The organism is Paenibacillus sp. FSL R7-0128 (assembly GCF_038002245.1).
In the GTDB taxonomy this organism is placed as follows: Bacteria; Bacillota; Bacilli; order Paenibacillales; family Paenibacillaceae; genus Paenibacillus_AQ; species Paenibacillus_AQ silagei.
The window spans coordinates 964,611-977,149 of the sequence record NZ_JBBOCD010000001.1; the positions used below are offsets into that span (position 1 = coordinate 964,611).

The window sequence follows — 12,539 nt, forward strand, 5'->3', positions numbered from 1 at the left end:
GAAGTAGGTTATTGCATTAACGCGGTAATGTGCGAGGCGACGTTTGAAAGACATTCTGAGATAAGTGTATTCTGCACAATTAAAAACCGTGAAAAGGCAAGCATTCCTCGCCTAACTGTAGTCTGTACAACTAAATTTGCCTGAATGGTTGAGAACTGGGGTATGGAGGTATTTTAGATGTACGAAATACAGCTAAACTGCGATTCGATGGTACATCAGACGTTTTAGTTGTACAGATTGCACTTAAACTAATCGCTTGTACCTTAATGGAGGCATGAACGATGATATCAGGCAGATTCTGCACCCATCGCCGACTTCTACGCTTGAATTGAAAGTAGCTGATTGTATTTCCTGCAATAGAAAACTCATATTTGACCATGAAATGAGATTCTATTGTATTTCGTACAGTGGAATGCTGCGTATTGGGCGAAATGAGGCCTTTATTCAAAATTCAATTGTACCGAATACAATAGATTCTATTTCGATGCCCTTTTTACAGCATTCCATTGTACAAAATACAGTTACTACTGTTCCAGCGCCTACAGCATATGAGCGCCCCTTCGCTGAAAGATTCCACCAGATTTTCATCGGGACAATCCCGGAAAAAAGGAATGCCCTTCTCCTTATCCGCATAGAATCCATCCCACCATGCCCCCTCGTCCCGGAAAAGAGCGTCCAGCATCCTCAGTGTGTCCTCATGGCTATAAATCGTTTCATCGTTCATTCTTCTCAAGGTCTCCCTTCCTGTTAGCTTGCGGTAAACCCAAAGTACGATTATGAGATAATCCAAACAGTAACTCTCCTAAATTATGTTATAATATTCCGGAAATATGTTCTGTGCGGTTGGTAGGAGGGAACGGAGATTCTATGAGGGGGAGGGAAGTGTGTGCTATGGACGGCAAGTCTATCCAGTCTGCTGCTGAAGCCGGACAACCGGCAGCGACATAGCGAATTACTTCAGGAAATTGGCAGCTATATCAGCACGCACATTCTAAATCACCCGCTGCTTGCGGAGGATTGCGGGCATATCAGCATCCTGCTGGATGGATCAACGGCCTTGGGAATTGTGGACGACAGCTCGGATATAGACCTGATCCTGGTCTGCCGGGATGAATGCTATGAGCCGATTACGAGCCGTTTTGAACGGGCAGAGTTGATCCCGGAGAGAAGCAGCTTGTTTGTAGATGTGCATCTGCCCAGCGGCAAAACAGGACACTACACCCTGCTCACATTATCGGAGCTGGAGCAGGCGCTGGAAAAAGGGCAACTGGACTGGCTGTGGAATGCATCGGTCTCCTGTCTCTATCATGACCCCCTGGACCTGAAGGCATCGTTCGCGCAAGCGGTTCCGCTGCCTTCAGACCTTCTGCTGAGCCTGCGGAAGAAGACATACATAGACCTTCGGAGTGCTGCCAAAAGCCTGGATAATCCCGTGCGCCGGGGAGAGACTTTTCCGATTCTTTTTCAGGCGGTGGAGGTGTTCAAGCAGGCCTTACGCTGTGCTATCACAGTGGAGGGCCACCCCTATCCGTATGATAAATGGCTTGTACAGGTAGCAGAGCACCTTCCAGTGGGGAAAAGGGTGCTTGATTGTATGAAGGACTTCCAGCGATATCTCAAAGAGGATCTGTCCTATGCGCCAATGTATCAGGAGGATAACAGCTTTGTGAAAATGGAGAAGCGGGTCCGCGGGGTGCTGCTGGAGGAATTCCGCCTGCGCGGCGTAGATGAGCCTTGGCTGGTGGAATGGTGGAAGTACTTTGAGGAATGAATGGAATAAGAAGTCACGCTGGCGCAGACAATCCGCGCTGCCGAAGTTCGTCTACCAGACGATGATCCGTAAATGAAATCTTCAAGTTGCATTCTCCTGCAAGGTACAGTCTATAGATGAAAGGGGCTCAACCCATGTCCAAGAGCTTTGAAGTAACCCTCCAAAAAGTAGTCGATCACTCGTACTCTATTGAGATCGGTGAGCATCTGTTTGCCTCATTAGTTCGCGATTTGCAGCAGGGGCTGATTGAGGGAGTCAGCAAATATGCTATTATTACAGACTCTACGGTGGAGCCGTTATATGGCCGTCCTTTACTAGAGCTGTTACGTCATGAGGGATTCCAAGTGGAATTGTTCTCCTTTCCGGCGGGCGAGAGCTCGAAGACCCGTGAGACCAAAGCGCTGCTGGAGGACCAAATGCTAAGCCAAGCCTACGGCAGAGACTGTTGTATTATCGCGGTAGGGGGCGGAGCGGTGACTGATCTGGCAGGGTTTCTGGCAGGGACCTTTGGCCGGGGAGTGCCTTCCCTGAATTATGCTACCACCTTGCTGGCAGCAGCAGATGCCTCCGTTGGCGGCAAAACAGGCGTGAACACACCCGTCGCCACCAACCTGATCGGCGTCTTTCACCAGCCCCGTAAAGTATACATAGATTTGGCCGCTTGGCGCACACTTCCATCCCGTGAATTCAGAAGCGGTCTGGCCGAGACCATCAAGCACGCTTGCATGAGTGATGAGGAGTTCTTCAGCTATCTGGAAGCGAATATGAACAGAATTATTATGGGAGAAGGGGAGCTGATCCTGGATGCCGGGGTATGCGAGCAACTTGCGCTGACGAATTGCCGGATCAAATATGAAGTGGTAGAGCAGGACGAGCATGAAAGTAATCTGCGGCAGATTCTGAATCTGGGGCATACGGCAGGCCGGGCGCTTGAGGCGCTCAGTGGTTACCGGCTGCTGCATGGCGAGGCAGTTGCAGTGGGGCTGGTCATCCAGGCGAAGCTGGGGGTGAAATTTGGTTATATGACGGAAGAGCAGGCTAACCGTGTGGTGGCTTTGCTGAAGAAGGCAGGCCTGCCAACAGAGCTTCCAGAGTACATTTCAAACCGGGCACTAGTGGACAAGATGTACACAGACAAAAAAGTACGCAATGGCCGCATCCGCGTCGTCTTTCAGGACGGTATCGGGAGGATGAAGCGTTTTGCCGACGGTTCTTATTCTGTTCCGGTTGAAGAATCGGCAGTCATGAAGCTGCTAGAGGAGCTTCGCGTGAACCCGGCGACTTAAATGTTATATATTCTACCATAATATATATTTTTCTTTTAATTATGTGATATTATCTTCCGTATTTTTATTGACAAGTCTTTATATTTATCTATAATGATGTATAAGCGGTGGGCACACAGGCGATATAGTTGCTTTCAAGTCATATTTCATAACATAATCTATTGCAGCAAAGGTGTGATCGCTAATGATCGCTTCCGCCGGACAATGGAAACAGGATATTCTACGGATTTACAACGAAATCAACAAGAAGCTGTTCAACGCCGGCGTTAAGCAGCAGAAGGTCGACTTCGTGGGCAACAAGATTATTATTTTATCCATTAATAGCCGGGTGCCCGTACTTAAGGTGCTGGATACCCATGATCCTGCGGCAAGCCGCCAGATGAATCTGGTGCTGCATGAAGTATTCAAAGGTGAGATCAAACAGGCATTTCTGGATGAATTTCAAGTCAATATTAAGGCCGTTCTTAAAGATTATGATGTGGAGACCGAGTATTCCGGTACGATCATAATTTTGGAGAAGGACCTTGAGCATTATCTGAACGCTACGTTGGAACTCTGATCTTTCGGAGAGCCGGCCTGCCGTCAGTTTTCGGACATTTCCCTGCGGGGCTGTGTCCAGAACTGGCGGCTTTTTGTTTATCGTAACTATGCTATTACTTTCTTAAGGAGCTGATTCTATGAAAACCAAAATTGAGATTGCCGGTGTCAGCAAGTGGTTCCGCCGTGACGGGCAGGAGATTATGGCCATGCAGGAGACGAATCTCTCCATAGAACAAGGCAGATTTGTCAGTATTATCGGCCCCAGCGGCTGCGGCAAGTCCACGTTGTTCAATATTATCGCGGGCCTGATTCCGCCCTCCACCGGCCGTGTGCTTGCAGACGGAGAGGATATCGTAGGGAAGACCGGATATGTCGGGTATATGCTGCAAAAGGATATGCTGCTGCCCTGGAGGACGATACTGGACAACATTATTCTGGGTATGGAGATCCGCGGGGTGCCGCGCAAGGAAGCGGTAGCCCGGGCCAAGCCCCTGATGGACCGCTATGGACTGAAGGGCTTCGACGGCCATTACCCGGCAGAGCTGTCCGGCGGGATGCGCCAGCGGGCAGCGCTGCTCCGTACGCTGCTGTATGAGCGCGATATTATTTTGCTGGACGAGCCCTTTGGCGCACTGGATGCCCAGACCCGGCTGACTATGCAGAACTGGCTGCTGGAGCTCTGGGAAGACTTCCGCAAGACAGTGTTATTCGTCACCCATGATATTGATGAAGCCATCTATCTGTCTGACGACATCTATGTCTTCTCCGGGCGGCCGGGACGGATCATCTCCAAGATTTCTGTAGATATGCCGCGTCCAAGACACCAGGAGGATACGGTATCTGCTTCATTCATGGAGCTGAAAGCCCATTTGCTGAATCTGCTGTCAAGCGGGGATCAGGAGCCAGCCACCCGTATCTCTTAGAACTCATAAACTGTTGAAGGAGAGGACAACCATGGAGAGTGTACACAAGAAAGGCTATGTCATTCACAAGCTGGAAGCTGCCCCGGTCTATTCAGTCAAGCCGGACAAAATGCAGAAAGTGCCGGTCATCATTGATGAAGAAGCCGCCAGACGGCGGACGCGGCGGATCATCGGGATTGGACGGCTGTCTGTGGCGCTGCTGATCGTGCTCTGCTGGGAGCTGTTCACCCGGATCGGCTGGATGGACCCGTACTACTGGAGCAGCCCGCTGCGGATTATGAGCACAACCTGGACTCAGATGACAGAGGGGACGCTGCTGGAGGATATCGCTTATACCTCAAGCTCGACGATTCTCGGCTTCATCGGCGGAACGCTGATTGGCTCGTTGCTCGGTCTGTCCTTCTGGTGGTCCCGCAAATTTGCCGGCATCAGTGAACCGTTCCTGATCTTGCTCAACGCCATGCCGAAGCTGGCGCTTGCCCCGGTGCTGGTGATTCTGCTGGGCATTGGTTTCTTCTCGAAGGTGGCGCTAGCTTTTGCCATGACTGTGGTTGTGGCGGCCTTGTCGGCGCATAGCGGCGTGCAGAGTGTGGACAAGGACATGGAGAAGCTGATGTATTCGCTCGGGGCGAAGCGGCATCAGGTATTTACCAAAGTGGTCATTCCCTGGGCGATGCCCTGGATGATCAGCAGTCTGCGGATTAATATTGCCCTCTCGCTGGCCGGTGCGATTGTCGGAGAATTCATTGCTTCGAGCCATGGTATAGGCCGCATGGTCATCTACGCCGGTACTATTCTCGATATTAATCTGGTCTGGGTAGGAGTTGTCGTTCTGTCTGCGCTGTCGATGGTCATGTATGCGGGAGTGGTGCTGCTGGAGAAGTGGTTGTCTAAGGGATATGGGATGAAAAAGGCTTAAGAAGCAGGCAATCATTTCAACAAGATAGAGGAGAGAAGCCAATGAAGAATGTTACTACAATGAAGCTGTCGGCCGTCCTGCTGGCCTCTGTAATTCTGCTGTCCGGCTGCGGTGGTAAAGGCAATGCTGAAGTTGAAGCAGCCGCTGCCGGGAACGGTACGGAGAAGCTGAAGAAGCTGGTTATCGCCGAGCCGCTGCATTATACAGGTTATTTGCCGCTGTATGTGGCGCAGCGTGAGGGGTATTTTGCCGAGGAGGGTCTTGAGGTGGAGATGCTTCAGGCTGCGGGCGGCACGCATGTCACCTCGGTGGTCAGTGGGGATGCCTGGGCGGTCATCGGCGGGCCGGAGTCCAATGCGTTGGCGAATATCGGCAACTCAGACCCGATTGTCTCGGTCAGCAATGTGGTGAACCGGGCGAATGTCTATCTGATGGCCAAAAAAGGGACAGCCCCGGCAGGCAGCTCAGATGAGGAATTGGCAGCCTTCCTGAAGGGCAAGAAGCTGAATGCCGGACGGCATGGCGGAACGCCGAACCTGCTGACCCAATATCTGCTGCTGGAGCTTGGGCTTGATCCGCAGAAGGATGTGCGGCTGCTGGAGCCTGCGGATGGCTCCACGGTGGTGGCGATGGTTCAACAGGGGGCGGCGGATATTGCGAACGGCGCGGAGCCGCAGATCAGTGACGGGATGAGCAAGGGAGTGTGGGATGAACCTTTTTACAAGTTCCATGATCTGGGTGACTATGCTTACTCGGTGCTGAGCGTGAAGAAGTCTACCCTGGAGAAGGACCCGGAAACGGTACAGAAGGCGGTGAATGCTGTCGTCAAGGCACTGAAGGTGATTCAGGAGGATAAAGAGCTGGCGATGCGTGTTCTTAAGGCGGAATTCCCTACGCTCTCCGATGCTGCTGCCCAAGCTGCGCTTGACCGGGCGTATGACGACCAGCTCTGGAGTCCGGATGGAGTGATCTCGCAGGAGGCGCTGGATAAGGATATGGATGTGATGATCAAGACCGGCATCTACAAAGGCAAGTATACCTATGATGAGCTGGTCGATATGCAGTTTGTGAACCAAACAGCAGCGAAGTAAGCTGAGACCCGCAGGTCTTCAAAAATGAAAGAGGTGACCAAAATGGAGTTAACTGCCGATCTGATTATCCCTGATAAAACGGCGCTTATTATAGTAGATGTTCAGAATGATTATTGTCATGAGGAAGGCGCGCTGGCTTCAGGAGGCAATGATGTATCCGCTGTGCGGGAGATGATGCCGCAGCTCCACGGGCTGATTACGGCGGGGAGAACACAGGGAGTGCCGATCATTTACATCCAGACCTATCATGAAAAAGCGACGGACTCTCCGGTCTGGACTTCCCGCTCCGGGCGCGGCTCGCTGGGCGTCTGCCGCCGGGGGAGCTGGGGGGCTGAATTCTACGAGGTATCCCCGCTTCCGGAGGAGATTATTGTCAATAAGCACCGGTACAGCGCTTTTATTAACACCCGGCTTGATTCGGTGCTGCGTTCGCTGCGGATCGAAACCCTGATTATGACTGGAGTGAGCACCAATGTCTGTGTGGAGTCGACCGCAAGGGACGGGTTCATGATGGATTATCAGATTGTGATGGTTCAGGACGCCTGCGCCTCTTATTCCCGGGCGGCGCATGACATGACGCTGGAAAATATGAAGGGATACTTCGGCGTGGTTGCTTCAGCCGCAGAGATTGAAGCGGGCTGGAAGATCTGGAACCAGCCTGTGCTGCAGCAGCTGTCATGAGCCTCACGATGCCGTCACCGGAACGGGCTGTGAACCTCACGGCGGTTAAGGTGGTCATCTGTCTCGGGGCGTTCCTGTCCAATCTGTCCGCCGGGATGTTCAATATATCGCTGGTTGATATCTCGGCTGATCTCCAGATTCCTGTGGCCTCAGCACAGTGGGTGGTCAGTATCTATCTGCTGGTTATTTCGGTGCTGTTGCCTGTAATGGGGAGACTGGGGGACAAGTTCGGCCGCCGTAAGGTGCATAATCTGGGGCTGTTCGCCTTCGCAGCAGGGGCGCTGGGCTGCGCGCTCGCCCAGAATGAAGCGATGCTGCTGGGCTTCAGAGTCTTGCAGGGAGCGGGAGCCTCCATGTATCAGGCAACCAACATGGCCTTGATCGTCTCGCTCTTCCCGGCGGAGCAGCGGGGTCGGGCGCTGGGGCTGATGAGCACCTTCGTGGCTGCGGGTTCGATGGCAGGTCCGGCCTTAGGCGGCTTCCTGATCCAGTGGTTTGCCTGGGAGAGCAACTTCTGGCTTCTGGCTGTTGTGGCGGCGGCTGTGGCTATGCTCGCGCATAGGCTGATTCCCCGGGATACAGAGACCGCCGGAGGCCGGATGAATCTGGCCGGAGCAGCCTGGATGGCTGTCTGTCTTACTTCGCTGATGGTGGCCTTCGATCTCGGCAGCCGCTCCTCATTCCTGTCTGTACCCGTACTGCTGCTGCTCGCGGTCTCGGTAGGGCTGGCAGCGGGTTATACAGGATATGCCCGTTTCGCTCAGCGCAACTCCCCGCCCGCGGAGAACGGCTTCAGCCTGTTTACGGACCGGAGCTTTGCCGCGGGTATCGTGATTACGGTTATCACGTATATGGCCGCTTTTGCCGCACAACTGGCGTTGCCTTCGCTGCTGCGCCTATCCGGAGCTGAGCCTGCGTGGGTGGGGCTGATCATGATCGGCTATCCGCTGGCGCTGGTGGTAACTGCCCCTGTCAGCGGGAGTATCGCAGACCGCAAAGGACCGCTCGGCATTCTGGCCGCCGGCCTGCTGCTGATGAGTGTCACGCTGCTGGCGCTGGGCCTTGGCTCCCCTGCTTTGAGAACAGGTGCGATGGTGCTGCCGGTCGTGCTGCTAGGCTGTGCTATGGGAATGATTACTTCGCCTAACACAAGCATCGTTATGGGTTTGGCGGCAAAATCGCAGCTTGGCCGGGTCAGCAGTATACTGGCCTTATCCCGCAACATCGGAATGATGTTCGGAACGGCGGCCGGCGGTCTGATGATCAGTGGGGGGAACAGGCCGAACGGAAGCTATGTGGCGGTGTTCGTAGCCTGTGCTGCGGCAGTAGGTCTGTCTTCCGTCTGGCCGCTGTATTCCTTCCGGCACAGCAGTAAGCGCAAAAGCGCGGAGCATCTGCACATACCGTAATAGAGTAGAGTTTCAGGTGAGTTGAATCCCGCTCCCTCCATTCTGGGTAATATAGAGAAAGAGAGCTTAGGAGGGACGACATGGGCAATCCGTTGAAGGAATTCAAGAGCAGCATCGATGGGCTGAAGCAGTCACTGGACGGGGTAAAGCAATCCGTCGATGGACTGAAGGCGCCGGTGGATGAGTTCAAAGCGAATATGCAGGAGACGGTGGAGGCGGCGAAGCTGCGGAGTGACGGAGTGAAGTCGGAGCTTGGGAGGATGAAGCAGTCGGTCAAGGACACTCAGGGTGCTTGGCGAGGTGAAGGAGACGCTGAGCGCATCGGCGGAGGTGCTGTCTACCCGGAAGCGGTATCTCCGGCTGTTCAGCCGTAAGAAGGGACGTCTGATGGCCGCTAAGGGCCGCCGTTCGTGAACGATAACCACGCATCTCCACGCGTCAAAAGAAAACGCAAGAGTCAGGGCGGCATACATCCTGTGTGACTCTTGCGTTTTTGTGTTCCGTTTTGGGATTTTCGGTCCATGCGGACTGGAAGGCCGCTATTTTTGCTATTTGCGCTATTCCGGTAATCTATCCGGACTCAGAGGTCCTTAACCAACCTGTATCGCCTCATTTTCAGCGTCACCGCACCTTTTAACGGCTTCTCAGCCCGTGGCGGGCAGAAAAATTGTCTTTTTGACCAAATAGAGTCCTCACAGTCCGCGGAGCATCCAGTTGTCCGCCATCACGCTACAATTACGCCACCACAACGACATCATTCCGCACACCGCACACTGCACATTATCCCACACACCGCTCCACCACACCATTCTTTGATGCCACTCTGAAACGGTGCAACACCCGGCGATGACACCGCAGCCATCCCTCAGTGACCTGTAATCTCTGTATTCCGCACATCAAGGCGGCGTCAGGCTTAAGCTCTGGGCCGAATCGACCACAAACACAGGCAACGTCTGCACCCCAAGCTCCGTCTCCACCTCTCCGAATTCATTCGCGAACTGGCCGCTGACTGCGGCAGATCCGGTCATTAGCGGCACCTCGCCCTGAAGCAGCAGCTCACGTCCATTCGAACGCGCAACTGCTCTTCCGGCAGCATCAAAGTAAATATCGCAGGACAGCATCACCTTCTCGTAAGGAAACAGCTCAAGCTGTGTAGCATCTATAGGGGTGTAAGTGAACTCCTGATAGAGTTCCGAGAATTCATATGCCCCGTTCACTTGGCGGAAAATACCTGTTCTGCCGGCAGCACCATCGGCCAGATCCGTGTTCATTACGCGGATGGAGCCATCCTCCGCCATCAGCTCATAGCTGCTGCCTGTGAAGCTGAACAGCAGGGAGATTCCTTCCGGCCGGATGGTATAGCCTGTGAAGATGCTGCGTCCGTCAGCCTCACCGCCGTTAGCTACAACTACGGGTACTTCGGAGTAAGCAGACAACGCTTCGTCAAAAGAAAGAGCGCTCAGCATCCCCGAACCCGGGATCACCTCCCCGGTCCGGGTGGAGACCGTGCCGTCCCCGCTCATCTCGGCGTAGACCAGCTTGCCGCCAGCGTCTACTCCGGCTACAGCCACCTTGGCCCCGTACTTGTCAGTGACGGAGGCTGTAAGGGAATAGCTGCCCGGCACTTCTCCGCCCGGCAGCAGCCGGAGCGGCTCGGCCATATTCCAGGCAAGCGTTGCGGCAGCAGTCTCTCCGGAGGTGTCCTGCACCGGGGCCAGCTCCGCATAGAGCCTGATGGCATCCGCATACCGGCCGCCGCGCACATGGCGCGCGCCCTCGCGGAGCAGCCGGGCGATGCTGTTGTCGATCAGCTTCAGCACCTTGGAGCTGGTAATGCCGGCTGATGCCGCATAGCTGCGGTAGCGGGCGGCATGTCCGGCGAAGGCTGCGGTGAGGTCACCGTCCAGATCCTTGTTCAGGATGAGCGAAGCGCTCTCCTGAACCTGCTTGCTAAGCCAGGGTGCGGTATAGCTATGATTCTTATAAGCTTCTTCCATAGAGAGGGCGCTCTCCAGCATAGGCCCGAAGCTTCCGGCTGCGGCCAGAGCCTTGAGCCTCGCGGTATCATGGGCCTTGAAGCTCGAAGCCAATAACTCCTCTTTGGCCGCCACCCCTCCGTAATAGTCTGCCGGAATCTGCAGCAGGCTCCATTTGAGATTGTCCGTACTGTCGCTGCCTGTCCCCGAATCTGCCCCCTTAGACGAATCTGCGGCGAGTCCGGCCACATACTCCTCCTTGAACAGCCGGAACCCGGCTGTCATCTTGTCTGAGAGGCCTGAATCTGCCGAGAGCTGTCGATAATAGGCTTCATAGGGACCGCCTGGCGTCATATACTTGCTCTTCAGGCTGAGCAGGGAGGCGTAGCTCTCCATAAGCCCTGCGAAATCCTTCACCGTCAGCTGGTCCTCCAGCGTTAAGGACAGTCTGCTCAGACTCGTGCGGATGCTCGTAATAGGAGCCAGCTCTGTCAGTTTCGCCGAAATTTCTTTCTCTTTATATAGAATCGAATGATTGGCCGCTGCAAGACGGTACTTGTTCTCGGCAGCAATAAGCTCCCCGGCAGCGTACAATTCTCCAGCTTCTTGTACATCCTGAAGCTTATTCTTAATCCCCAGCGCCTTCTGTCCCAGCGGGAGCAGCATCAAAATACACAGAATAATCATAATATTCCGCAGGGTTATAGCCCGTATGATCGTCATATAATATAGCCCCTTTATTGATAGATAAGGATTAGAGCGGCAGTCGGCTTCTAACCTTATACTTCAGGGTCCCAGCGGTACTTAAGCTCACGGATCTCCTCCACCTTGACATCCAGGCCGTTCCACGGCTCATAGGGATTCGCGGCAATCAGTCTGGATAAGCGCAGGAACCGGTCCTTGGGCAGCTCCTGCACATAGCGGCCGATCATGCCGGAGTAGAGCAGCGCGTATCGCTTCATGCGGACCGCAGCACTGGCAACGGCGGTCATAATGACCAGCCCTTCATCCATTTCGAGAATCTGCACCTCGTAATTCTTGACATAGCGCAGGGTGCGGTCTTTGATCAGCTCAGGGCGGACCCTGGCGATCTCGCCGATATATTCTGCCAGCAGCGGCTCGAAGTCCTTCAGCAGCAGCTGCTCCAGCTCCAGCGTCATGTCCTTGCGCAGCTGGAAGCCGTGCAGCAGGGCGACACGCTGACGGGAGATCCGGTCTCCGCGCAGCAGCACGGAGATCTCACGCAGCTTCTCATAAGCGAGCACATCATTCTCGCGCAGTACCGTCACGGCTTCCTGGCGGTTCAGCTCCAGATCCTCCTTGATGCTGAAAATATTACGGCCAAGCAGTTTGTTCAGCGCATACAAATTTTCGTTCTGCCGTACTTTCCGCTGCGTATAGTAGACCAGTCCGGCTATTACGAGACCGCCTGCGCCGCACAGCACCATCTGCTGCAGATTCTGTCCGAAATAGATTCCGGCCAGGGTCAGCAGGAGGATAACGAGCAGCCGGGTCTGGACCTTGCGCCCGGCCTGGGACACTGCATGCTTCTCCACCGGAGTCAGTGAGGCGCGGCCGCAGCGGGTGCAGCGTTCCTCGCCCAGCGCGGTGTAACGGTGACAGCGGCGGCAGATGCGCAGCTTCTCGAAGGAGTAACGGGGGGCTTTGAAGGGACGGAAGATGACGGGTTTCTTTTTACTCACGGGCCGTATCCCCTCCGTTCAATGCAGCCAGCAGGCGCTCGTCGATATCCTCACGGGTGAGCGGCTTCCGCTGGCGGGAAGCATATAGAATGATCTGAATCACAGCATAGAGAAACGTTATCCCGAGTATGGCGTATGTAATCATGGAACTCTTCCTTTCTGCTCTGGTTACGGTCTTTTAATCAAATATTCAGGATTACGGCGTATACTTAGAATAGTCTATCCGGCTCAGGATGGCGA

Annotated in this window: 13 protein-coding genes; 9 read left to right on the plus strand and 4 right to left on the minus strand. The window is 54.3% G+C overall.

The annotated features are described in order from the left end of the window. Positions 1-493 precede the first annotated feature (493 nt). Positions 494-724, minus strand: coding sequence for a hypothetical protein (locus tag NST26_RS03990; RefSeq protein WP_340978615.1), 231 nt, complete (start codon positions 722-724; stop codon positions 494-496). 162 nt (positions 725-886) lie between these two features. On the opposite strand from NST26_RS03990, the gene NST26_RS03995 reads away from it, so the two are divergent. From NST26_RS03995 to NST26_RS04035, 9 genes are all read left to right on the plus strand, one after another. Continuing rightward, on the plus strand, positions 887-1,771 hold the full coding sequence (locus tag NST26_RS03995) for a hypothetical protein (protein WP_340978616.1): 885 nt from the start codon (positions 887-889) through the stop codon (positions 1,769-1,771). 134 nt (positions 1,772-1,905) lie between these two features. Next, positions 1,906-3,057: a 3-dehydroquinate synthase gene (aroB, locus tag NST26_RS04000; protein ID WP_340978617.1), complete on the plus strand. Its 1,152-nt coding sequence runs from the start codon at positions 1,906-1,908 to the stop codon at positions 3,055-3,057. A 184-nt stretch (positions 3,058-3,241) separates the two neighbouring features. Beyond that, entirely contained in the window at positions 3,242-3,616 is a 375-nt protein-coding gene (locus NST26_RS04005; RefSeq protein ID WP_340978618.1) for a Na-translocating system protein MpsC family protein, read from the plus strand. Between the two features lie 118 nt (positions 3,617-3,734). Then, a complete protein-coding gene (locus NST26_RS04010) occupies positions 3,735-4,520 on the plus strand; it encodes an ABC transporter ATP-binding protein (RefSeq protein WP_036731326.1) in 786 nt (261 codons plus the stop codon). Positions 4,521-4,629: 109 nt separating this feature from the next. After that, entirely contained in the window at positions 4,630-5,439 is an 810-nt protein-coding gene (locus NST26_RS04015; protein ID WP_445323361.1) for an ABC transporter permease, read from the plus strand. Between the two features lie 41 nt (positions 5,440-5,480). Then, entirely contained in the window at positions 5,481-6,530 is a 1,050-nt protein-coding gene (locus tag NST26_RS04020) for an ABC transporter substrate-binding protein (protein ID WP_340978622.1), read from the plus strand. A 42-nt stretch (positions 6,531-6,572) separates the two neighbouring features. Then, on the plus strand, positions 6,573-7,211 hold the full coding sequence (locus NST26_RS04025) for a cysteine hydrolase family protein (RefSeq protein WP_340978623.1): 639 nt from the start codon (positions 6,573-6,575) through the stop codon (positions 7,209-7,211). Next, positions 7,208-8,620: an MFS transporter gene (locus NST26_RS04030; RefSeq protein WP_340978624.1), complete on the plus strand. Its 1,413-nt coding sequence runs from the start codon at positions 7,208-7,210 to the stop codon at positions 8,618-8,620. Before NST26_RS04025 ends, NST26_RS04030 begins: the two co-directional genes overlap by 4 nt. Before the next feature lie 80 nt (positions 8,621-8,700). Beyond that, the gene (locus NST26_RS04035) at positions 8,701-8,994 is read left to right on the plus strand and encodes a hypothetical protein (protein ID WP_340978625.1); all 294 of its coding nucleotides are present in this window, start codon (positions 8,701-8,703) and stop codon (positions 8,992-8,994) included. Positions 8,995-9,516: 522 nt separating this feature from the next. Here NST26_RS04035 and NST26_RS04040 read toward each other — a convergent pair. Genes NST26_RS04040 through NST26_RS04050 form a run of 3 tightly spaced genes read right to left on the minus strand, consistent with a single transcriptional unit; the run spans position 9,517 to position 12,444 of the window. Further along, positions 9,517-11,319, minus strand: a complete 1,803-nt coding sequence (locus NST26_RS04040) for a hypothetical protein (RefSeq protein ID WP_340978627.1) — start codon at positions 11,317-11,319, stop codon at positions 9,517-9,519. Positions 11,320-11,375: 56 nt separating this feature from the next. After that, the gene (locus NST26_RS04045) at positions 11,376-12,299 is read right to left on the minus strand and encodes a hypothetical protein (protein ID WP_340978629.1); all 924 of its coding nucleotides are present in this window, start codon (positions 12,297-12,299) and stop codon (positions 11,376-11,378) included. Then, positions 12,292-12,444: a hypothetical protein gene (locus tag NST26_RS04050; protein ID WP_155991665.1), complete on the minus strand. Its 153-nt coding sequence runs from the start codon at positions 12,442-12,444 to the stop codon at positions 12,292-12,294. The genes NST26_RS04045 and NST26_RS04050 overlap by 8 nt, the downstream gene beginning before the upstream one ends. Positions 12,445-12,539 lie beyond the last annotated feature (95 nt).

Bases quoted from the DNA above. Each gene is read 5' to 3' on its own strand.
- NST26_RS03990 (WP_340978615.1), bottom strand. From the start codon at position 724: ATGAACGATGAAACGATTTATAGCCATGAGGACACACTGAGGATGCTG.
- aroB (WP_340978617.1), top strand. From the start codon at position 1,906: ATGTCCAAGAGCTTTGAAGTAACCCTCCAAAAAGTAGTCGATCACTCG.
- NST26_RS04005 (WP_340978618.1), top strand. From the start codon at position 3,242: ATGATCGCTTCCGCCGGACAATGGAAACAGGATATTCTACGGATTTAC.
- NST26_RS04010 (WP_036731326.1), top strand. From the start codon at position 3,735: ATGAAAACCAAAATTGAGATTGCCGGTGTCAGCAAGTGGTTCCGCCGT.
- NST26_RS04015 (WP_445323361.1), top strand. From the start codon at position 4,630: ATGCAGAAAGTGCCGGTCATCATTGATGAAGAAGCCGCCAGACGGCGG.
- NST26_RS04020 (WP_340978622.1), top strand. From the start codon at position 5,481: ATGAAGAATGTTACTACAATGAAGCTGTCGGCCGTCCTGCTGGCCTCT.
- NST26_RS04025 (WP_340978623.1), top strand. From the start codon at position 6,573: ATGGAGTTAACTGCCGATCTGATTATCCCTGATAAAACGGCGCTTATT.
- NST26_RS04030 (WP_340978624.1), top strand. From the start codon at position 7,208: ATGAGCCTCACGATGCCGTCACCGGAACGGGCTGTGAACCTCACGGCG.
- NST26_RS04035 (WP_340978625.1), top strand. From the start codon at position 8,701: ATGGGCAATCCGTTGAAGGAATTCAAGAGCAGCATCGATGGGCTGAAG.
- NST26_RS04040 (WP_340978627.1), bottom strand. From the start codon at position 11,319: ATGACGATCATACGGGCTATAACCCTGCGGAATATTATGATTATTCTG.
- NST26_RS04050 (WP_155991665.1), bottom strand. From the start codon at position 12,444: ATGATTACATACGCCATACTCGGGATAACGTTTCTCTATGCTGTGATT.